20 protein-coding genes and 1 pseudogene are annotated in these 20,556 nt (G+C 71.0%); 10 read left to right on the top strand and 11 right to left on the bottom strand.

Annotated features, from left to right (window positions below):
- The 3 genes and pseudogenes from CCN51_RS58050 to CCN51_RS30110 all read right to left on the bottom strand — a co-directional run.
- Positions 1 to 155 (bottom strand): annotated as a pseudogene (locus CCN51_RS58050) (ECF subfamily RNA polymerase sigma factor, BldN family); the annotation flags it as partial.
- Positions 156 to 784: 629 nt separating this feature from the next.
- Positions 785 to 1,711, bottom strand: coding sequence for an HAD family hydrolase (locus CCN51_RS30105; protein ID WP_086860291.1), 927 nt, complete (start codon positions 1,709 to 1,711; stop codon positions 785 to 787).
- A gap of 177 nt (positions 1,712 to 1,888) precedes the next feature.
- Complete coding sequence (locus tag CCN51_RS30110; RefSeq protein WP_043491131.1) at positions 1,889 to 2,167, bottom strand: glutaredoxin family protein; 279 nt, start codon at positions 2,165 to 2,167, stop codon at positions 1,889 to 1,891.
- 381 nt (positions 2,168 to 2,548) lie between these two features.
- Between CCN51_RS30110 and CCN51_RS30115 the strand changes: the two genes are divergently transcribed.
- From CCN51_RS30115 to hemB, 5 genes are read left to right on the top strand one after another with little or no spacing between them, the layout of a single operon-like run.
- Positions 2,549 to 3,394 (top strand): redox-sensing transcriptional repressor Rex, encoded by an 846-nt coding sequence (locus tag CCN51_RS30115; RefSeq protein ID WP_014178591.1) that lies wholly within the window; start codon positions 2,549 to 2,551, stop codon positions 3,392 to 3,394.
- Positions 3,391 to 4,818, top strand: coding sequence for a glutamyl-tRNA reductase (locus CCN51_RS30120; RefSeq protein ID WP_014178592.1), 1,428 nt, complete (start codon positions 3,391 to 3,393; stop codon positions 4,816 to 4,818). Before CCN51_RS30115 ends, CCN51_RS30120 begins: the two co-directional genes overlap by 4 nt.
- Complete coding sequence (gene hemC / locus CCN51_RS30125; RefSeq protein WP_014178593.1) at positions 4,815 to 5,852, top strand: hydroxymethylbilane synthase; 1,038 nt, start codon at positions 4,815 to 4,817, stop codon at positions 5,850 to 5,852. Before CCN51_RS30120 ends, hemC begins: the two co-directional genes overlap by 4 nt.
- The gene (locus CCN51_RS30130; RefSeq protein ID WP_043487392.1) at positions 5,849 to 7,516 is read left to right on the top strand and encodes a bifunctional uroporphyrinogen-III C-methyltransferase/uroporphyrinogen-III synthase; all 1,668 of its coding nucleotides are present in this window, start codon (positions 5,849 to 5,851) and stop codon (positions 7,514 to 7,516) included. The genes hemC and CCN51_RS30130 overlap by 4 nt, the downstream gene beginning before the upstream one ends.
- Positions 7,513 to 8,547 carry a porphobilinogen synthase gene (gene hemB / locus CCN51_RS30135; RefSeq protein ID WP_014178595.1) on the top strand — a complete coding sequence of 345 codons (1,035 nt, stop codon included), beginning with the start codon at positions 7,513 to 7,515 and terminating at the stop codon, positions 8,545 to 8,547. Before CCN51_RS30130 ends, hemB begins: the two co-directional genes overlap by 4 nt.
- 58 nt (positions 8,548 to 8,605) lie before the next feature.
- Here hemB and CCN51_RS30140 read toward each other — a convergent pair whose 3' ends face one another.
- The 6 genes from CCN51_RS30140 to CCN51_RS30165 form a co-directional block, all read right to left on the bottom strand.
- The gene (locus tag CCN51_RS30140) at positions 8,606 to 9,607 is read right to left on the bottom strand and encodes a ketopantoate reductase family protein (protein ID WP_014178596.1); all 1,002 of its coding nucleotides are present in this window, start codon (positions 9,605 to 9,607) and stop codon (positions 8,606 to 8,608) included.
- Positions 9,608 to 9,653: 46 nt separating this feature from the next.
- Positions 9,654 to 10,634, bottom strand: coding sequence for an SMI1/KNR4 family protein (locus CCN51_RS30145; RefSeq protein WP_014178597.1), 981 nt, complete (start codon positions 10,632 to 10,634; stop codon positions 9,654 to 9,656).
- A gap of 57 nt (positions 10,635 to 10,691) precedes the next feature.
- Positions 10,692 to 11,150, bottom strand: coding sequence for a group II truncated hemoglobin (locus CCN51_RS30150; protein ID WP_014178598.1), 459 nt, complete (start codon positions 11,148 to 11,150; stop codon positions 10,692 to 10,694).
- A gap of 219 nt (positions 11,151 to 11,369) precedes the next feature.
- Positions 11,370 to 11,963 (bottom strand): AMIN-like domain-containing (lipo)protein, encoded by a 594-nt coding sequence (locus CCN51_RS30155; protein ID WP_014178599.1) that lies wholly within the window; start codon positions 11,961 to 11,963, stop codon positions 11,370 to 11,372.
- Positions 11,964 to 12,084: 121 nt separating this feature from the next.
- Positions 12,085 to 12,282, bottom strand: a complete 198-nt coding sequence (locus tag CCN51_RS30160) for a DUF397 domain-containing protein (protein ID WP_014178600.1) — start codon at positions 12,280 to 12,282, stop codon at positions 12,085 to 12,087.
- 12 nt (positions 12,283 to 12,294) lie between these two features.
- Positions 12,295 to 13,146, bottom strand: coding sequence for a helix-turn-helix domain-containing protein (locus CCN51_RS30165; RefSeq protein ID WP_043487393.1), 852 nt, complete (start codon positions 13,144 to 13,146; stop codon positions 12,295 to 12,297).
- 140 nt (positions 13,147 to 13,286) lie between these two features.
- Between CCN51_RS30165 and CCN51_RS59690 the strand changes: the two genes are divergently transcribed.
- From CCN51_RS59690 to CCN51_RS30180, 4 genes are all read left to right on the top strand, one after another.
- Positions 13,287 to 13,502 (top strand): hypothetical protein, encoded by a 216-nt coding sequence (locus CCN51_RS59690; protein WP_014178602.1) that lies wholly within the window; start codon positions 13,287 to 13,289, stop codon positions 13,500 to 13,502.
- A 12-nt stretch (positions 13,503 to 13,514) separates the two neighbouring features.
- Positions 13,515 to 13,724: an ATP-binding protein gene (locus CCN51_RS59695; protein WP_014178603.1), complete on the top strand. Its 210-nt coding sequence runs from the start codon at positions 13,515 to 13,517 to the stop codon at positions 13,722 to 13,724.
- Between the two features lie 156 nt (positions 13,725 to 13,880).
- The gene (locus CCN51_RS30175) at positions 13,881 to 14,294 is read left to right on the top strand and encodes a hypothetical protein (protein ID WP_014178604.1); all 414 of its coding nucleotides are present in this window, start codon (positions 13,881 to 13,883) and stop codon (positions 14,292 to 14,294) included.
- Between the two features lie 114 nt (positions 14,295 to 14,408).
- Entirely contained in the window at positions 14,409 to 15,965 is a 1,557-nt protein-coding gene (locus CCN51_RS30180) for an alpha/beta hydrolase (protein WP_014178605.1), read from the top strand.
- Here CCN51_RS30180 and CCN51_RS30185 read toward each other — a convergent pair.
- Both CCN51_RS30185 and argS read right to left on the bottom strand, forming a co-directional pair.
- A complete protein-coding gene (locus tag CCN51_RS30185; RefSeq protein ID WP_014178606.1) occupies positions 15,948 to 16,577 on the bottom strand; it encodes a Uma2 family endonuclease in 630 nt (209 codons plus the stop codon). The two genes, CCN51_RS30180 and CCN51_RS30185, sit on opposite strands and share 18 nt — an antisense overlap.
- A gap of 158 nt (positions 16,578 to 16,735) precedes the next feature.
- Positions 16,736 to 18,544, bottom strand: a complete 1,809-nt coding sequence (gene argS, locus CCN51_RS30190; RefSeq protein WP_086860293.1) for an arginine--tRNA ligase — start codon at positions 18,542 to 18,544, stop codon at positions 16,736 to 16,738.
- 134 nt (positions 18,545 to 18,678) lie between these two features.
- Here argS and lysS point away from each other — a divergent pair, with 134 nt between their 5' ends.
- Positions 18,679 to 20,448 carry a lysine--tRNA ligase gene (gene lysS / locus CCN51_RS30195; protein ID WP_043487394.1) on the top strand — a complete coding sequence of 590 codons (1,770 nt, stop codon included), beginning with the start codon at positions 18,679 to 18,681 and terminating at the stop codon, positions 20,446 to 20,448.
- The last annotated feature ends 108 nt before the right edge of the window (positions 20,449 to 20,556 follow it).

Consider the following 20,556-nt stretch of genomic DNA (forward strand, 5'->3'; position numbering starts at 1 on the left):
CACCTGTGCCTGTCGGCGCCGACGGCGCCGACAGGCACAGGTGTGGCTAGGGCGGGGACGGCATACGCGGTGGGGACGAAGCCGCGCAGACAGTCGAGGACCGTTGCGCGCAGCGTAGCCAGGCCCGAGGCGTCAACCCCGACGTGTGGGTACACGGGACTCCCAGAGGCAGAGCTTCCATCACGTGCAGTACGGGACCGTTCACCCGCCGTAGGGACGCGTGGGTACCGATTTGCGTCTAAGGAGAATAACGCTTCGTACAGGCAACGCTACACCCAGTTGTCCAAATCATCGTTTCAGTCTGCTCCGTTATGGGTTGGTGGCCGATCAAGTATCGAATGCAGTAGGGCTTTTGACCGGTAGGTGTCGTGGTCTGCGCGATTTCGTGGCGTGTTGTGCAAAAGAGGCGGTAAGAGGGCAGGCCGGGGCCTTGTGGGACGGGAAACCGGGATTGACCGGCCGGGCGCGGCCGTGGTCAGCCGATGACGCTCCGGGGGCGGGGTCGCGCGTCGGGGGCCGTCATCACGGACGGTCATCGCCCGGCGCGAGTGGTCGGGTGATGGCGCAAGCGGTCAAGGGTGAAGGCCGAGGCCGCAGGGTGACGGCTGGGCGACGCCCCGTGGCGCCTCTGTGCCACGCGGCGGAGCCGCATATCGAATGCAGCCTGTGGCTCTGTGTGGTGTCTGTGCGCCTCGCCGCGTCAGCCGCGCGGCGTCAGAGGCGGCGGCGGTCAGAAGCGGCGGTCGGAAGCGGCGGTCGGAAGCGGCGGTCGGAAGCGGCGGCGTCAGAAGCGACGGCGGCGGTGCAGGGCCACGGCGGCCGCCGTACCGCCTGCCACCGCGCCGACCCCGGCCGCCGCCGGGATGCCGATCTTGGCGGCCTTGCGGCCCGTACGGTAGTCGCGCAGCCGCCAGCCGTGCTCGCGCGCGTGCTTGCGCAGCCGCCCGTCGGGGTTCACCGCGTACGGATGGCCGACGATCGACAGCATCGGAATGTCGTTCGAGGAGTCGCTGTACGCGGCGCAGCGTGACAGGTCCAGACCCTCGGCCGCCGCCAGCGCCCGTACCGCCTCGGCCTTGGCCGGTCCGTGCAGCGGCTCGCCGACCAGCTTGCCCGTGTACACCCCGCCGACCGACTCGGCCACAGTGCCGAGCGCGCCGGTCAGGCCCAGCCGCCGGGCGATGATAGTCGCGGTCTCCACCGGGGCGGCGGTCACCAGCCAGACCCGCTGTCCTGCGTCGAGGTGGGCCTGGGCGAGGGCGCGGGTGCCTGGCCAGATGCGGTCGGCCATGTACTCGTCGTAGATCTCCTCGCCGATAGCCATCAGCTCCGAGACCCGGTGGCCCTTGACGATGGACAGGGCGCTGCTGCGCACGTCCTCCATATGGGCCGGGTCCTCGACCCCGGCCAGCCGGAACCAGGTCTGCTGCCAGGCGAAGCGGGCCAGCTCGCGCTTGCGGAAGAAATGGCGCTTGTAGAGGCCGCGGCCGAAGTGGAACAGAGCGGCGCCCTGCATGACCGTGTTGTCCAGGTCGAAGAACGCGGCCGCCCGCTCGTCCCCGACGACGGGGAACTCCGGCTCGGGGGCCTCGGGGGGCGGGGGCGTCTGGGCCGAGGACTTGCGCGCGGCCTCGGCCGAGGCTTCTCCGGCGAGGACGCTCGCCTCGGTGGCGAGGTGTCGACGACGGGTGAACCATCCCAATGCGGCCATGGGCTGAGCATAGCCAGCCATTCCCCGCATCCCGTTACGGCCGGGTGTCGGGACGATTCAGCCGCGCCGACTTCCCGGATACGGAACGGCTCCGGGAAGGCTGCGGAAGGGCTCCGGGACAGCCGCCGAACGGCCCCGGAGCAGCCCGGGACGGGGGGCTGGGGGCAGGGGGCTCGCTCAGCCGCCCAGCGCCTTGCGGAGCCGATCCGGGTTCACCCGCCAGAAGTCGTGCTGTGCGCCGTCGACGAGGACCACCGGGATCTGCTCCCAGTACTTGCGGTAGAGCTCTTCGTCCTGGGTGATGTCCTTCTTCTCCCAGGACGTGCCCAGCTCGCCGCAGACCTTCGCGACCACGGCCTCGGCGTCCTCGCAGAGGTGGCAGTCGGGCTTGCCGATCAGCGTGACCGTGCGCTCGGCGGGGTTCTTGCGCGGGGTGCGGCGCAGCAGCGGGCTCATGTCGGCCATTGTGCCCCGCGCCGGTGGGGCGGCCCCGATCGCCTCGGGTCTCCCGACCGCCTAGGGTCTCCCAGCCGTTTCGTCGATTACGATCGTGGGCGATTTGTTGCTGTCTGTGGTGCTGCCCTGGGGGTAAGCGGTGAGGAGTGAGGGCCCGTGCTCCCGTCGGCGTCCCGGTCGCGCAGATGTGGCCGCCGGGAACGGTGTGACACCTGTTGTGGTTCCACGAGCAGGTCGAATGGATGCGTGACACCGGTCACTTTGCTCGGACAAAGCGGACACCATCTTTGTGCACGCGTTCACAAAGACATAGCCTGCTGTCGATGGGGACGTCCTGAAACATACGGACGCCCGCAGCCCCGCTCTACCCGCAGGAGCACCGTGGCAACTGGCCGAACTCACCGACCGGCGACCCGAAGCCGAGGGATCCCCGAGGCCACCGTCGCCCGGCTTCCGCTGTATCTCCGTGCGCTGACCGCGCTCTCCGAGCGCTCGGTGCCCACGGTCTCCTCGGAGGAGCTCGCGGCCGCGGCCGGGGTCAATTCGGCCAAGCTGCGCAAGGACTTCTCCTACCTCGGGTCGTACGGCACCCGCGGGGTCGGCTACGACGTGGAATACCTCGTCTACCAGATCTCGCGTGAGCTGGGCCTCACTCAGGACTGGCCGGTTGTGATCGTCGGTATCGGTAACCTCGGCGCGGCGCTCGCCAACTACGGCGGCTTCGCCTCCCGCGGCTTCCGGGTCGCGGCGCTGATCGACGCCGACCCGGCGATGACCGGCAAGCCGGTCGCGGGCATCGCGGTGCAGCACACCGACGAACTCGAGCAGATCATCGCCGACAACGGCGTATCGATCGGCGTCATCGCCACCCCGGCCGGCGCGGCCCAGCAGGTCTGCGACCGGCTGGTGGCCGCCGGCGTCACCTCGATCCTCAACTTCGCCCCCACCGTGCTCTCGGTGCCGGACGGGGTGGACGTACGCAAGGTCGACCTGTCGATCGAGCTGCAGATCCTCGCCTTCCACGAGCAGCGCAAGGCGGGCGAGGAGACGGGCACGCCCGACGAGGCGGCGAGCGCGCAGTCGGCGGCCCCCGCCGACGCGATCACGCCGGGGGCCGCCGCGGCGGCGCCGGCCCCGCTCGCCCCGCACCGCGCGGCGCCGGGCGCGGGCACCGACAACGGTCGCCAGGGACCTGACGGGGATGTGCCCGCCGTGATGCCGGCATGAGTCTTCTCGTCATCGGACTGAGCCATCGCACCGCGCCGGTGAGCGTGCTGGAGCGCGCCTCCCTGGTGGGCGAGGAGCCGGCCAAGCTGGCGCAGGACACCCTCGTGGCCGAGCCCGCCACCGAGGCGGCCGTGCTGGCCACCTGCAACCGCATCGAGCTGTACGCGGACGTGGACAAGTTCCACGCCGGGGTCGCCGAGCTGTCCACGCTGCTCGCCCAGCACACCGGGGTCGATCTCGACGAGCTCACCCCGTATCTGTATGTGCACTACGAGGACCGGGCCGTCCACCACCTGTTCTCGGTGGCCTGCGGGCTGGACTCGATGGTCGTCGGCGAGGGCCAGATCCTCGGCCAGATCAAGGACGCGCTCGCGCTGGGGCAGGAGCTGCACACCGCGGGCCGGCTGCTGAACGATCTGTTCCAGCAGGCGCTGCGGGTCGGCAAGCGGGCCCACAGCGAGACCGGTATCGACAAGGCCGGCCAGTCGCTTGTCACCTTCGGCCTCGAACAGCTGGCCGGGGCCGGCACGCCGGTGGCGGACTGGGCGGCGGGCCGGCGTGCCCTGGTGATCGGGGCGGGCTCGATGTCCTCGCTGGCCGCGACCACGCTCGCGCGTGCCGGTGTTGCCGAACTGGTGATCGCCAACAGGACGTTGGATCGGGCGCGGCGCCTCGCGGAGTCGCTGGCCGGTCTCGTCGACGGCGCCCACGCCGTGCCGATGGACGCCGTGGCCGCCGAGCTGCCGCACGCCGACATCGTCGTCTCCTGTACGGGCGCGACCGGTCTGGTGCTGACCGCCGACATGTTGCGCGAAGCCCTCGACCGGCGTGCACAGGATCACCCGGCGGCGGGCGCGGCGGAGACCGTCGCGCTGCTCGACCTGGCGATGCCCCGCGACATCGACGCGGCGGCGCACCGCGTCGCCGGGCTGCGCCTGGTGGACATCGAGTCGCTGGCCGAGGCTGCGGCAGATGAGCCGATGGCCGCCGACCTCGACCAGGTCCGCGCCATCGTCTCCTCCGAGGTTTCCGCCTTCGGGGCAGCTCAGCGTGCCGCGCACATCACGCCGACCGTGGTCGCGCTGCGTACCATGGCGGCAGATGTGGTCGCCGGCGAGATCGCCCGGCTCGACGGGCGCCTCCCCGACCTCGACGAAAGACAGCGCGCCGAGATCACCCAGACCGTGCGCCGCGTTGTCGACAAGCTGCTGCACGCGCCCACCGTGCGGGTCAAGCAGCTCGCGAGCACGCCCGGCGGTGCCGGGTACGCGGACGCGCTGCGCGAGCTGTTCGACCTCGACCCGCAGGCGGTGGCCGCCGTCAGCCGGGCCGATGCGAACGGCACCCGTCCGAACGGCAGCGGCGACACCGGCCGGCCCGGTGCCGCGGCCGTACAGAACGACCCGAAGAGAGGCCGGGCATGAACGCGACACCTCCCGCCGCCTCCGGCCGGGCACACACCCCCGCCGCCTCCGGCCGGGCACACACCTCCGGCAGCCCGGCGCCGCTGCGGCTCGGCACCCGGCGCTCCGCGCTGGCCATGGCCCAGTCCGGGCAGATAGCGGACGCCGTGCGCCGCGTCACCGGACGTCCCGTCGAGCTCGTGGAGATCACGACGCGCGGGGACGTCTCGCGCGAGGACCTTGCGCAGATCGGCGGCACCGGCGTCTTCGCCACCGCGCTGCGCGAGGCGCTGCTGCGCGGCGAGATCGACTTCGCCGTCCACTCGCTGAAGGACCTGCCGACCGCCCAGCCCGACGACCTGGTCCTGGCCGCGCTGCCGGCCCGCGAGGACCCGCGCGACGCGCTGATCGCCCGCGACGGCCTCACCTTCGCCGAGCTTCCGCCCGGCGCCCGGATAGGCACCGGCTCCCCGCGCCGCACCTCCCAGCTGCGCGCCTGGGCGCGCTCGCTGGGCCTGCGGATCGAGACCGTGCCGATCCGCGGCAACGTCGACACCCGTATCGGCTACGTCCGCTCGGGGGAGCTGGACGCAGTGGTGCTGGCCGCCGCCGGCCTGGCCCGCCTGGGACGGCTCGACGAGGCGACCGAGATCCTGGACGCCGACCACATCCTGCCCGCCCCCGGCCAGGGGGCACTGGCAGTCGAGTGCGCCGCCGCCAACGCGGCGCTCGCTGCTCAGCTCGCCGAGCTCGACGACCCGCTCACCCGGGTCGCCGTGACCGCCGAGCGCTCCCTGCTCGCCGCCCTGGAGGCCGGCTGCAGCGCACCTGTGGGTGCGCTGGCCGACCTGCTCGGCGACGGTCAGGCTGTCACCGAAATGCGCCTGCGTGGCGTCGTCGGCACCACCGACGGCTCCTCGCTGGTGCAGTTGTCCATCACCGGTCCCGTTCCCACGGCGCCTGGCGAGGAGGCGGCCCAGCTCATGGGACATGAGCTCGCCGCCGAGATGCTCGCGAAGGGTGCGGCCGGTCTTATGGGGGAGCGAGCACATTGAACCCCAACGCCCCTAACCACCCACCCGGACATGGGCACGTCACCTTCCTCGGTGCGGGCCCAGGAGATCCAGGCCTGCTGACGTTGCGTGCCGTGGAGGCACTAGGCGCCGCTGATGTGCTGATCGCCGATCCACAAGTGCTCGACGTGGTACGTACGCACGTCAGGCCGGGCGTGGCCGCGGACGCTCAGGGCACACCGGAGCAGGCGAGAGCTGACGCGTCGTCAAGCACCGCCGACGTGGCCCTACTCAGGGACACGGCCAATCTTGTCATGGGCGCCGCGCGGAGCGGCAAGCGGGTCGTCCGCGCGGTCGCGGGCGACCCTGGCCTGGACGGATACGCCGCCGACGAGATGGTCGCGTGCGCCGCCGAGGGCATCGTCTTCGAAGTGGTGCCCGGTGTGGCCGCCGCGGTGGGCGTGCCCGCGTATGCGGGGGTGCCGCTGCGGGACGCACAAGGCACCGATGTGCGCTTCGTGGACGCCCGTACGGCCGACGACCGCTGCTGGAGCGAGGTCGGCTCCTCGGACGCGACCGCCGTGGTCTCCGCGACCCTGGAGACGGTCGCGGCCGCCGCCGGCGAGCTGGTGGCCGCCGGGCGCAAGCCCGACACCCCGCTGACCGTCACCGTCGCCGGTACGACCACCCGGCAGCGCACCTGGACGGCGACGCTGGGGACCATCGCGCAGGTGCTGAAGGCGGCGAAGGTGCTGCCGTCGCCGCAGGGCGCCCAGCCGGTGATAGCCGTCGTCGGCGAGCGCAGCGCGGCCGCGCAGCGCGACCAGCTGGCGTGGTTCGAGTCCAAGCCGCTGTTCGGCTGGCATGTGCTGGTGCCGCGCACCAAGGAGCAGGCCGTCTCGCTCTCGGACCAGCTGCGCTCGTACGGCGCGGTGCCCAGCGAGGTGCCGACCATCGCCGTGGAGCCGCCGCGCACCCCGCAGCAGATGGAGCGCGCGGTCAAGGGCCTGGTGACCGGCCGCTACGAGTGGATCGCCTTCACCTCGGTCAACGCGGTCAAGGCGGTGCGGGAGAAGTTCGAGGAGTACGGGCTCGACGCCCGCGCCTTCGCCGGGATCAAGGTCGCGGCGGTGGGCGAGCAGACCGCCAAGTCGCTCATCGAGTTCGGGGTCAAGCCGGACCTGGTGCCCAGCGGCGAGCAGTCCGCGGCCGGGCTGCTGGAGGACTGGCCGCCGTACGACCCGGTCTTCGACCCGATCGACCGGGTGTTCCTGCCGCGCGCCGATATCGCCACGGAGACGCTGGTTGCCGGGCTGATCGAGCTGGGCTGGGAGGTCGACGACGTCACGGCGTACCGCACCGTGCGCGCCTCGCCGCCGCCGGCCGAGACCCGCGAGGCGATCAAGGGCGGCGGCTTCGACGCGGTGCTCTTCACCTCGTCGTCGACCGTGCGGAACCTCGTCGGCATCGCGGGCAAGCCGCACAACGTCACGGTCATCGCCTGTATCGGCCCGGCCACCGCGAAGACCGCGGAGGAGCACGGCCTGCGGGTGGATGTACTCTCGCCCGAGCCCTCGGTGCACAAGCTGGCCGAGGCGCTCGCGGAGTTCGGGGCGGCCCGGCGGCGGGCCGCGACCCAGGCAGGGGAGCCGGTCACCCGCCCGAGCGAGCGCCGGCCCGGTTCACGCAGGAGGGCACGATCTTGAGCACCCACGGCAGCAGCACGCACGGCTCCACCCCGTACGGGAGCTTCCCCGGCGCCCGGCCGCGCCGACTGCGGGTGAACGCGGCCATGCGGCGCATGGTCGCCGAGACCCGGCTGCACCCGGCCGAGCTGATCCTGCCCGCCTTCGTCACGGAGGGCGCGACTGAGCCGATGCCGCTGGCCGCGATGCCGGGCGTCGTCCAGCACACCCGCGACTCGCTGCGGAAGGCGGCTGTCGAGGCGGTCGAGGCCGGCGTCGGCGGGATCATGATCTACGGCGTGCCGGAGACGGCCAAGAAGGACGCGATCGGCTCGCCGGGCACCGACCCGGACGGCATCCTCCAGGTCGCCCTCCGCGATGTGCGGTCCGAGGTCGGCGACGAACTGGTCGTCATGTCCGACCTGTGCCTGGACGAGCACACCGACCACGGCCACTGCGGCGTGCTCGACGCCGAGGGCCGGGTCGACAACGACGCGACGCTGGAGCGCTACGCCGAGATGGCGCGGGTGCAGGCGGACGCGGGCGCCCATGTGCTCGGCGCGAGCGGAATGATGGACGGCCAGGTCGGGGTCGCCCGGGCGGCCCTGGACGGCATCGGCCGCCAGGACGTGTCGATCCTCGCCTACGCCGTCAAGTACGCCTCGGCCTTCTACGGACCCTTCCGCGAGGCCGTGGCGTCCTCGCTCAAGGGCGACCGCAAGACCTACCAGCAGGACGGGGCCAACGCCCGGGAGGCGCTGCGCGAACTGGCGCTGGACCTGGCCGAGGGCGCCGACATGGTGATGGTCAAGCCCGCGCTGCCGTACCTGGACATCCTGCGCCGGATCGCGGACGAGGCGGACGTGCCGGTCGCCGCGTACCAGATCTCCGGCGAGTACGCGATGGTCGAGGCCGCCGCGGCCAATGGATGGATCGACCGGAACCAGGCGATCATGGAGACGCTGACGTCCGTACGGCGGGCGGGGGCGGGCATGGTCCTGACCTACTGGGCGACCGAGGTCGCGCAGTGGCTGAACCGGGGCGACGTCTGAGGCAGCCGGACAGGCCGCCCGGGGTCGGGCGGCCTGCTGACGGAGGACGGGCGGCGGTTCAGGACGTGTCGACGATCCGGGTGAGTTGCGCGGCGGTGACCGTGCCCGGGGTACGGCGCTCGCGCGCGCACTCGTTCGCGGTGCGCCGCAGCGCCTCGTTGACCGGGGTCGGCACCCCGTGGAGCCGGCCCAGTAGCACGATCTCGCCGTTCAGATAGTCCGCCTCGACGGTTCCGGAGCCCCGGACCAGGCTCTGCCACGACGAGCCGCCGCCCCGCGCCGCACCGCCGGCGACGGGGCGTATGTCCATCTTTCCGGCGCGCACCGCGCTCTGCTCGGCGTCGCTCGCGCGGTCGATGCCCGCCGCGTCGAAGACGGCGCTCGCCTCCGCCTTCGCGCGCCGTACCAGGGCCGCCGCCTCCTCGCCCCCGTCCGGCCCGCAGACCGCCTCCACAGCGTTGGCGACGTTGTTGAGCAGCTTGGCGTACTTCCAGCGCATCACGTCCGGCACGACCGGCGCGAGGAAGTGGGACTTCTCCAGGTCGGCCGCGATCAGCCGGACCGTCTCGTCCGCTCCGGACGGATAGCGGCCCAGGTGGAGCGCGCCGGTGCAGGGCGCGCAGGGGGCTATGACCTCGCCCGGCTCCAGGTAGGTGGCGGGCAGCCAGACGCACATCGCGTACACCCGGCGGAAGCGCCGCAGCGCCAGCCGCTCGCTCTCCACGCCGTTCTGCGCGCACACCAGCGGCAGCCGGTCGGCCGCCGTCCCGCCGCCGGCCACCGGGCGGGGCGCCCAGGCGTCCAGCGCGGCCACGCTGTCCTGGGTCTTCACGGCCAGGACCAGCACGTCGTCGGGGCGCAGCTCGACGGCCTCGGGCCGGTCGGCCACGGGCACCGGGAGCCGGTGTGTGCCGTCGGGCGTCAGCAGCCGCAGCCCGTCCCGCCGCAGCGCCTCGTAGTGCGCTCCGCGCGCCACCAGGACGACGTCGTGCCCGCTCTGGGCGAGCCGCCCGCCGATCGCGCCTCCGACGGCGCCCGCTCCGATGACGACGTAGCGCATCCCGGCTCCCCTTTCGCCCGTCCCTTTGCTGGTTCGGGCCGTCACGCTACCGCCCAAGATCCGCCGTACCGTCGGCGGGCCAGGGCCTGTTGTAGTTCATGAACCAGTGGGCGGCGAAGTCGGCGGGCATGGAGTAGGGGTGCTCGGGGTCGGCGAGCATGCGGAAGACGAACTCCGTGGTGGTCATGGCGAACCGGGTCCCGGCTTCGGGGCCGACCTCCGTGACATAGACGGGCCACGCGTCGGGGTCGGGCCCTTCGGTGATCCAGTAGAACGACGTCTCGTGCTCGGTGCCCGCCCACGGCAGCAGCCCGCCAGGCTCGGGGAACGGCGGGTGCGGCTCCCAGGACGGGGTGCCGTGAGCCTTCGCCCAACCGGACGCGAACTCGGCGCCTTTGACGATGTCGGCCGGCAGACGGACGTCCAGGAAGCCGTCGAAGGCGCCGTCCCCGAACGTCTCGACCAGCTTCTTGTAGTCGCTCGGCAGCGCCGTGCCCAGCCGCTCCTCGGCCGCCGCGCAGTCGGCCGTACGGATCCGGCCCGAGTACATCCGGTCCAGGCGGATCGGGTCGATGCCGACCTGGTCCGCGTCCCAGCCGGTCACGGCGACGAGCCGGTCCAGCCAGGAGGCGTCGGCGGGCAGCTCGTCCGGCGCCGGGGTGGTGCGCGGGGCCACGACCACCGCAAGCCGCGCCTCCCCGCCGACGCGGACCACGCCGCAGCCGATCCACCGGCCGGCGAACGCCCAGGCGCGCATCTCGGCGACGCGCTCGCCGTCCCCGAAGGGAGCGATGAGCGGCAGCCCCGTCCGCTCGCTCGCGGCGGGGTCGGCACGCCCTTCCGATACGAGGGTGCGCGGCTCCCCGTACCAGTTGCTGAGGGTCTCCACGAGCTCGCTCAGGCCCACCCCGTCGGGGATCGTCAGGCACGCATGCCCCGCCCCGTGCCCGGCCGACCGGCAGTCCAGGACCCGGGTGTCCGGCCACACCATGCCGTGAAGGGCCGGCAGCAGTTCGTCTTCGTTCACAGGAGACAGTGAAGCGCGTGCCACTGACATCGGCCCCGACGGGGCGTGCCGACGGGCCTACTGGAGGCCGTTCCAGCCCCAGCGCGGGGTCGGGCCCGGCTCGCCGAGGTCCTGGCCGACGGGTTCGGCGGAGACATTGCGGGCGATCTTGGTGCCCCAGTCGAAGTACTCCACGACGCGGCGGCGCAGCAGCTCGTCGTCCGGGAGCTCCTTCTCCACGGCGGCCGTCATCAGCTCCATCCAGCGGGTCCGCTGCTCCTCGGTGATCGCCAGCCCGAGATGCGACCGCAGCAGGGACTGGTGGCCGCCCAGTTCCTCGGTGAAGCGGGCGGGGCCCGAGAAGATCTCGGCGAGCCAGACGGCGACGTGCTCGATATGGGTACGGCTGAAGTTGGCGAAGACCGGGGCCAGCAGCGCGTCCTCCAGGACCGCTTCGTAGAAGGTGTCGCTCAGCCGGCGCAGGGTGTCCATCCCGCCGATGGCGTCGTACAGCGTCGTCTCGGTGCGCTCGCTCATGCCGTTTCTTTCCCCGTCGTGGCCGTCGTGGGCGCGCTCCGCGACCGTGCGGAGCTGCTGATCTCGTCGCGTCTCAGGCTGGGCGAAGAGCGGCGGGAAGCCCAGGGGGTTCACCCTGGGCGCAGGAAGCGGTGGTTGGGATTCCGGGCTGCTGTCACGGCCCCGGTGAAGGGCCGTGACAGCAGCGCCCGAGTCAGTGCCCGAGGCCAGCGCCCGAGGTCAGCGCGCGGTGGCCCAGGAGTGGGCGACGTCGACGATCAGCCGGTCGCCCGACTGGAGGACCCGGAACGGCAGCCGGGCGCGCACGCCGAGCCCGACCTGGGTCTCACCCTCGAAGCTGGCGCCGTAGCGGGTGTCCTTGAAGGTGCGGTACCCGGCGATGTTCACCCCGGGCAGCGGCTTCCCGGCCCGCCCCGGATACGTCTCGCCGCCGGCCTCCGGGTCATAGCTCGGCGCGGCCACATGGATCTCCAGGATCGCACCGCCGCCCACGGCGATCGGGTCGCCGGAGCCGAGCTGGTACATCGCGTCGACGTAGCCGACGCGGTAGCCGGTCTGGCCGGCCGCCGTGCCGCCCTTGATGTCGAACACCAGGCGGTCGTAGCACGTGTGTTGTCCGGCCCTGATGTTCTTCAGCGGCTTGTAGTTCGCATCTTGCGCGGTCTTCTCGCCGCTGCCCCACGCGGTCGCACAGGCCTCTGCCGAAGCGTTGGCCGTCCTCGACGTGGTGACGGCACCGGCCGTCCCCGCCGTCGCCGCCAGTCCGGCGCCGGCCAGCGTGAGCGCCGCGAGTGCGGTCCCCCAGCGTCGCATGACTTCCTCCAAAAGATCGGTTGCCAGTTACGTGACGTCCGACTGCCCCGGTTGGGAGGAGGTTGTCCGCGTCGGCGATTTTCTGCCAGGCCGATCGGGAAGTTTGTCGCAAACCATGCGGCTAGGGGTTGAGGTGGTCGAATTCACCTGCCTTGGCGGCGCGTATGAAGTCGCCGAGCCGGGCGGGGGTGGTGGTGAGGACCGTGTCGGGGGCCTCGCTCTCACGGAGACGGATGGTTCCGTCGGCGTCGGAGGCGACGTTGAGGCAGTTGCTTGCCGCTTGGCAATACGAGGACTTGTGCCAAACCAGAGTGGACAACGTTCCTGCCTTTCAGAGGGATCGTGCGATGTCGTGGATCAGGTCCCGGGACTTGTCCGCCTTGAGGGCGAGGCATTCCATCCGGTCAAGGATGCTGCGGTAAGTGTCCAACTGGGTGACGGCGTCAAGGAATACGGGACCATGAGCCTCGTCGACCTGAACGGTGTCGAGCTGGCGCACCCGTCCGGTGGCGTAGAGGATCGTCTGTCCTGGGGCGGGGAAGGCTCCTGCCGCGAATGGCAGGACGAGGGTAGTGATGTTGTCGCGGTCGCTCATCTCGAGGATGTGGTCGAGCTGCGCCCGAGTGGTCGCCGTGCCGCCGAACTGCATGCGCAGCGCGGCCTCATGGATGATCGCGGTGTACTCGAGAGGGTCATCCCGGTGAAGCACCGCCTGACGTTTGACGCGGTGGGAGACGCGGTGCTCCACCTCGTGGGGCGGAATCGGCGGCACCGTTTCCTGAAACAGGGCTCGCGCGTGGTCAACGGTCTGGAGCAAACCGGGCAGCGTGGCTGTTTGTGCGGTGCGCAACGTCACGGCGTGATACTCGAATTCGGCCAGGTCCAGAAAGCCGTTGGGCAGGACGCCTCGGTACTCCTCCCACCAGTGGCGGGTGCGATCGCCCGTCATCGCGACCAGTGCGTCGATGAGTTGCTGATCCGCGCAGCCGTAGCGGCGTGCGATCGTGCGCACCCGCTCCGCGCTCAGCCCCACGCGGCCGGTCTCGATACTGCTGACCTTGGCACGGTCAAGGCCGAGCATCGCCGCCGCCTCAACGGTTGACCGGCCTGAGCGTTCGCGCAGCTTGCGCAGTTCGGCCCCCAGGCGCTGCTGGCGGGGTGTGGGTGAACTCCTGGGTGGCATGGCTTCTCTCCTTGGTCGCGCACAGTCTGCCGTTGTCACTGCACAAGATCTAACGAGGTACTAGTTTCCCAAAGTCCGTAGTACGCGTACCCCGGATGCCTTACGGTGTGTGTCAAGTCACTCACGCAACGGAGACGCGTATGTGCAACGACCCTCGTGTGCCCGAAGACTGGGACTACACCCTCCAGTTCCCCCGCGACCCCCTCGCCCCGCGCATCGCCCGCCGCATGCTGCGGCTCATCCTCGAAGAGCACGGCGTGCACGATCTGGCCGACACCGCCGAGCTGCTGGCGTCCGAGCTCGTCACGAACACTTACGCCCACTCCGACGGCCCGGCGTCCATGAACGTCAGGTGAAGCGACAAGCGGGTGCGCGTCAGCGTCTGTGACACCAACCCCCAACTCCCGGCCCTGACCACGGACTGGGCCGGTGACGCCGACGCCGAGCAGGGCCGTGGAATCGGCCTTCTAGATGTGATCGCCGACAGCTGGGGCGGCTGCGCCATCGGCGACGAGCTGTTCGGGATCGGGGGCAAGACCGTCTGGTTCGAGCTCGGAGAGGGCTGGCGGGACGCCTGACGGCGGGCGCGGGCGCGGGAAGCTAACTCAGGAAATGCTCAACAAACGCGGGAAGTTGTTCACGGCCGGAAACGCCCTGGCTAATCTTCCGGCTCAAGTTCACCGCACCGCAGGCCCGTTGATGTGGCCTGTCCCAGAAAAATCAAGGAGCACCCTGTGCCGAAGCTTCGGAGGCCCAGCAAGGGGGCCGGGCTGCGGATTGCTGCGGTCCTCGCCGCCGCCGTCTCGCTGCCCGTCCTGGCCTCGCCGAACGCCCACGCCATCGCTTGGGACCACACGATCCACTCGGACGACGGGGACCCCGGGGCCCGCCTGCGGTTCGAGGCCAACGGCGACATCGTCGAGCTCTGCGATATCGAGGCCGACGGCTTCGCCGCCTACGCCGAGATCTACGACCCCAAAACCGGCCAAACCCGCACCCTCACTGTCGGCGGCAACGGCAACTGCAAGCGCCGCGACGCCTCCGACTCTGGATGGAACCTCGTCGAAGGCCGCAAATACAGCTTCATGGTGGCCCTGACAGAGGGCAATTACATCGCCTATCCAGACGACGAAACCTGGACGGCCTGACACACAACCCCACCGGGTACGCCGGCTGACGCAGCGGATCGGGGGTTATCCCCCGTCCGCAGTGGCCAGTTGGCCTGATGGGACTTCTGAGTGGATTGCGCGAGGCTCAAGGCCATGAGAATCGTCAACGCCAAGGCCGCCGCCCTGGCCCTGGCCCTCGCCGCCACCACCGGCTCCCTGCTCGCCTCCACGGCCGCCGCCGACGCGGCCGCCCCCCGATCCCCCACGCCGCTGAACTGGGGCGTGTGCGAGGGCACCGGCCTCGACCCGAGGCAGGAGTGCGCGACGCTCAAGGTGCCCATGGACTACCACGATCCCGGCGGGGACCAGATCTCGCTCGCCGTCTCCCGCATCTCCAGCGCCAAGCCGGGCGCCCGCCGGGGCGCGCTGCTGCTGATCCCCGGCGGCCCGGGCGGCTCGGGCCTGAGCCGGCCGTCCACCCTGGGCGCCAAGCTGCCGCAGACGGTGCGGGACGCGTACGACCTCGTCAGCTTCGACCCCCGGGGCGTGGGCCGGTCCACGCCCGTCAGCTGCGGTCTCGCCCACGAAGACCTGGCCCTCACCCGCTCCCGCCCCTGGCCCGCCCCGGACGGGAGCATCGCCGACAACGTCGCCACAGGGCGGCGTATGGCCGACGCCTGCGGCCGCAACGGCGGCCCGGTGCTGAAGAGCCTCAGCACCGTCAGCGAGGCCCGGGACATCGACCGCATCCGCCAGGCCCTCGGCGAGGAGAAGCTGTCGGCCTGGGGCACGTCGTACGGGACGTACGCGGGGGCCGTGTACGCGCAGATGTTTCCCGAGCACACCGACCGCTGGGTGCTGGACAGCAACGACGACCCCGACCCGACGCGCGTGGGGCGCGGCTGGCTGGCCAACTTCGCCGTGGGCGTCGAGGACACCTTCCCCGCCTTCGCCGCGTACGCCTCCCGGCCCGGCGACCACCAACTCGCCGACACCCCCGACGGCGTCCGCCGGCTCTTCCTCGACCTGGCGGCCCGGCTGGACGCCCATCCGATCCCCTGGGAGGGCGCCAACCCGCCCGAGTTGAACGGCAATGTGCTGCGCCAGCAGCTGCTCGACACCCTCTACGCCCCGAGCCGCTACGCCGACCTTCCCGGGAGCCGCTACGCCGCCCTCGCCGAGCTGATACGGGCTGCCCGCGACGGCGCGGACCTGCCCGCGCCCGCCGCGCTGCCGGACGAGGCGATGCAGAACACCATGGCCTCGGGCACCGCGACGCTGTGCAACGACGTCTCGTGGCCGAAGTCCCTGCCGCCCTACGCCCGCGAGGTCGCGGCCAGCCGAACGAGCCACCCGCTGACGGCCGGGATGCCAGTGAGCGTCATGCCGTGTGCCTTCTGGCCTGACGAGCTGCGCGACAAGCCTGTGCGGATCACCTCGGACGGCCCGTCGAACGTCCTGCTGGTGCAGAACCGGCGCGATCCCGCGACGCCCTACAGCGGCGCGCTGAAGCTGCGCCGGGCTTTCGGGGAGCGGGCCCGGATGGTCACGGCGGACGAGACCGGGCACGGGGCGTACGTGGTCAACGGCAACGCCTGCTCGGACGGGTATGTGACCGACTTCCTGGTCGGCGGGGAACGGCCGGAGCGCGACACCTTCTGCGCTGCGGAGGGAGACCGGCCTGCGGTCGGTTCACTCGGACAGCAGTGAGTCGACCTCCAGCTCGACCTTGGCGCCGATGGACTCGGGCAGGACGAAGGACTCGCCGGGGCGATGGACGGACCGGGTGCGGTATTCGCCGTCGTGGGGGTCGGTGAGGACGATGACCTCGCCGTGTTTGCGGTCGCCGATGACATAGACGGGGACGCCCGCCCGCGCGTAGTGGCTGGGTTTGCGGTCCAGATCGTCGCGCCAGTTGGACGAGGTGACCTCGAACACCATGCGGAAGACGGCGGGGTCGATGCAGTTGTACGGCGCCATGTGGTCCCGGTGGTCCGCGTCCACGACCGCGAGGTCCGGGATCGCGTAGTCCTCTTCGCCGGTCGGCAGCCAGATGCCCACGGCCTGGACGACGCGGGTCTCGCCTTGGTGAAGAGCGGCGAACGCAAGCGTGAGATTGGTGAGCGATTCCGCGTGCGGGGGATCGGCAGGGGGCGTCACGATCAGCTGTCCTCCGAGGATCTCGGGTCGGTATCCAGGAAGGTTCTGGAACACCGTCTCGGCGATGTCGATGAGGCTGACCGTCGTCTCTTCCGTGGTGTGCGTCGTTTCCTCGGTGATGTGCGCGACGGGTGGGCACGGGTGCTCGGGGGCAAGCGTCATATCGCTTCTCCTGTCTGCTTCCTCGGCCATGTGACCTCGCCTTGATCGTAGGATCCGCTCAGTAACGATTCTGCCGGGCAAATCGCCCGAAAGCAGCGTTCCGGCGACCTTCGCAAGCTTGAGCGAAGGCCGCCGCAAGGGGGGGCGCGCGGGAGCGCTCAGAGGCGCTCGGGGGTGCGGATGCCGAGCAGGTCCATGCCCTGGTGGAGGGTGCGGGCGGTCAGGTCGCACAGGAAGAGGCGGTTCTCGACCTGGGCCGGGCCGCCCTCGGCCTTCAGGACCGGGCACTTGTCGTAGAAGGTCGTGTAGAACGAGGCCAGCTGGTACAGATACGCGGCCAGCTTGTGCGGTTCGTAGCCCGCCGCGACCTCCCGCAGGATCTCCGCGAACTGGTCCAGATGCAGGCCCAGCGCCCGCTCGGCGGGGGCCAGGGGCAGCTCGGGGTGGGCGACCGGCTTCTGGCCCTCGCCGGCGAGGCGCAGGATCGACTGGATCCGGGCGTACGCGTACTGGAGATACACCGAGGTGTCGCCGTTGAGCGAGACCATCTGGTCGAGGTCGAACTTGTAGTCGCGCGCGGCCGACGTGGACAGGTCCGCGTACTTCACCGCGCCGATGCCGACCTGGGCGCCGCGCTCGGCGATCTCCTCCTCGGTGAGGTCGATCTTCCCCTTGCTCTTCTCGCGGACGACGGCCGTCGCCCGCTCGATGGCCTCGTCCAGCAGGTCCACCAGCCGCACCGTCTCGCCCTCACGGGTCTTGAACGGCTTGCCGTCCTTGCCGAGGACGGTGCCGAAGGCGAGCTGGTAGGCGTGGGTCTTCTCGTTCAGCCAGCCGATCCGGCGGGCGGTTTCGAAGACCATCTTGAAGTGGAGCGACTGCCGGGCGTCCACGACGTACACCAGCGAGTCGGCCTGGAGGTTCTGGATCCGGTCCCGGATCGCGGACAGGTCGGTGGCCGCGTAGCCGAAGCCGCCGTCGGACTTCTGCACGATCAGCGGCACCGGGTTGCCGTCCGGGCCCTTGACGTCTTCGAAGAAGACGCACAGCGCGCCCTCGGAGCGCACCGCGACGCCGGACTCCTCCAGCAGCCGGCAGGTCTCGGCGAGCATGTCGTTGTAGCCGGACTCGCCGACGACGTCGGGGTCGCGGATGTCCATGTCGAGCTTGTCGAAGACGGAGTAGAAGTAGATCTTCGACTCGTCGACGAACCTGTGCCACAGGGCGATGGTCTCCGCGTCCCCGGCCTGAAGGTCCACCACCCGGCGCCGGGACCGCTCCTTGAACTCCTCGTCGGAGTCGAAGAGCGCCCGCGCGGCCTTGTAGAGGCGGTTCAGGTTGGACATGGCCTCCTCGCCGGAGGCCGCCAGGTCCTTGTCGTCCCCGGCGCCCTGGTCGCCCGTGGCGGCCTTGTGGTCCAGTTCGTGCGGGTGCTCCAGCAGGTACTGGATGAGCATGCCGAACTGGGTGCCCCAGTCGCCGATGTGGTGGCGCCTGACCACCTTCTCGCCCGCGAACTCCAGGATCCGCACGACGGCGTCGCCGATCACCGCCGAGCGCAGATGGCCGACGTGCATCTCCTTGGCCACGTTGGGCTGGGCGTAGTCGACCACGGTCGTGCCGGGGCTCTCGGCGTACGGAACGCCGAGGCGGGCGTCGGCGGCGCGGGCGGCGAGGGTCTTCACGATCGCCTCGTCCGACACCGTGATGTTGAGGAAGCCGGGTCCGGAGACCTCGATGTCCGCGATCAGCTCGCCGGCCGGCAGGCTCTCCACGACCTTGGCGGCCAGCTCGCGCGGGTTGCCCTTGAGCTTCTTCGCGAGCGCCAGCATCCCGTTGGCCTGGAAGTCGGCCCGGTCGCTACGTCGCAGCAGCGGATCGGCGGCGCCGGCCTCCGGCAGGGCAGCCGAGAGGGCGTCCGCGAGACGCTGGTGGACCGTGGCGGCAAGGGATAGGACCGAGGCCATGAGTGGAATGCCATTCCGATAGATGGTTGGGTCCACCTCAGTATTTCACGGTGTGTCCAACGCTTTGTCCGGCGCTTCGGCCCCCTGTGGAAAACCTTTGGGCGCCTCGTTCCGTCTGGGACAATGGTTTCGCCATGACCGCAAGGAAGGAAGTGCCGACCGTGGCTCAGAGCACCGAGACCGACTGGGTCTCCCGATTCGCCGACGAGGTCATTGCCGAGGCGGAGCGTCGCGCCCCTGGCAAACCAATCGTCTGCGCCTCGGGTCTCAGCCCGTCCGGCCCGATCCACCTCGGCAATCTGCGCGAGGTCATGACCCCGCACCTGGTCGCCGACGAGATCCGGCGGCGCGGCTATGAGTGTGTGCACATCCTGTCCTGGGACGACTACGACCGGTATCGCAAGGTCCCGGCCGGGGTCGACCCTTCCTGGGCCGAGCACATCGGCAAGCCGCTGACCTCCGTCCCGGCGCCGCCCGGATCCCCGTATGCGAGCTGGGCCGAGCACTTCAAGGCGCCGATGATCGAGGCGCTGCAGGAGCTGGGCATCGAGTTCCACGGCATCAGCCAGACGGAGCAGTACACCTCGGGTGCGTACCGCGAGCAGATCCTGCACGCGATGCGCCACCGCGGGCAGATCGACGCCGTGCTCGACCGCTACCGCACGAAGGACAAGGACAAGGACAAGGCGAGCGGCGGGGCGAAGAAGCCCGCCAAGCAGCAGCAGAAGCCGGTCGACGAGGCCGAGCTGGAGGCCGCCGAGGGCTCCGGCGCGGCCAGTGAGGACGACGGCAGCGCGGGCGGCGCGGGCTACTTCCCGTACAAGCCGTACTGCTCGGTGTGCGAGCGCGATCTGACCACCGTCACCTCGTACGACGACGAGACGACGGAGATGGCGTACACCTGCGCCTGCGGCCACGGCGAGACCGTGCGCTTGCGCGAGCACGACCGGGGCAAGCTGGTCTGGAAGGTCGACTGGCCGATGCGCTGGGCCTATGAGGGCGTGGTCTTCGAGCCTTCGGGTGTCGACCACTCCTCGCCCGGCTCCTCGTTCGTCGTCGGCGGGCAGATCGTGCGCGAGGTCTTCGGCGGCGAGCAGCCCATCGGCCCGATGTACGCCTTCGTCGGCATCAGCGGCATGGCCAAGATGTCCTCGTCCAAGGGCGGCGTGCCGACCCCGGCCGACGCGCTGGAGATCATGGAGGCGCCGCTGCTGCGCTGGCTGTACGCGCGCCGCCGGCCGAACCAGTCCTTCAAGATCGCCTTCGACCAGGAGATCCAGCGGACCTACGACGAGTGGGACGCCCTGGAGCGCAAGATCACCGAGGGGGCGGCCCAGTCGGCGGACGTGGCCGCGTACAGCCGTGCCACCCGCACCGCCTCCGGCGAGCTGCCGCGCACCCCGCGCCCGCTGCCGTACCGGATGCTCGCGTCTGTGGTCGACATCACCACCGGCCATGACGAGCAGACGCTGCGCATCCTCAGCGAGCTCGACCCGGACAACCCCGTGAAGTCCCTGGACGAGACCCGGCCGCGGCTCGACAGGGCCGAGCGCTGGATCAACACCCAGGTCCCGGCCGAGCAGCGCACCCGGGTGCGGGACGAGCCCGACACCGAGCTGCTGGCCTCGCTCGGCGAGACCGAGCGCGAGTCGCTGCGGCTGCTGCTGGACGGGCTCGACACCCACTGGTCGCTGGACGGGCTGACCACGCTGGTCTACGGGGTGCCCAAGCTCCAGGCCGGGCTGGCGGCGGACGCCAAGCCGACGCCGGAGCTGAAGGTCGCGCAGCGCACGTTCTTCGCGCTGCTCTACCAGCTGCTGGTCGGCCGCGACACCGGCCCCCGGCTGCCGACGCTGCTGCTGGCGGTGGGCGCCGACCGGGTGCGCAAGCTGCTCGCGGCCTGACGCCGCCACCGCCGCCCTCCGGGCGCGCGTCAGCGCTTCTCAAAGCGCCGGGCGGGCCGGACTCCTCAGGAGTCCGGCCCGCCCGCGCGTTCATGGGAGGGGGTGGGG

This window comes from Streptomyces milbemycinicus (genome assembly GCF_002154605.1).
Lineage (GTDB): Bacteria > Actinomycetota > Actinomycetes > Streptomycetales > Streptomycetaceae > Streptomyces > Streptomyces milbemycinicus.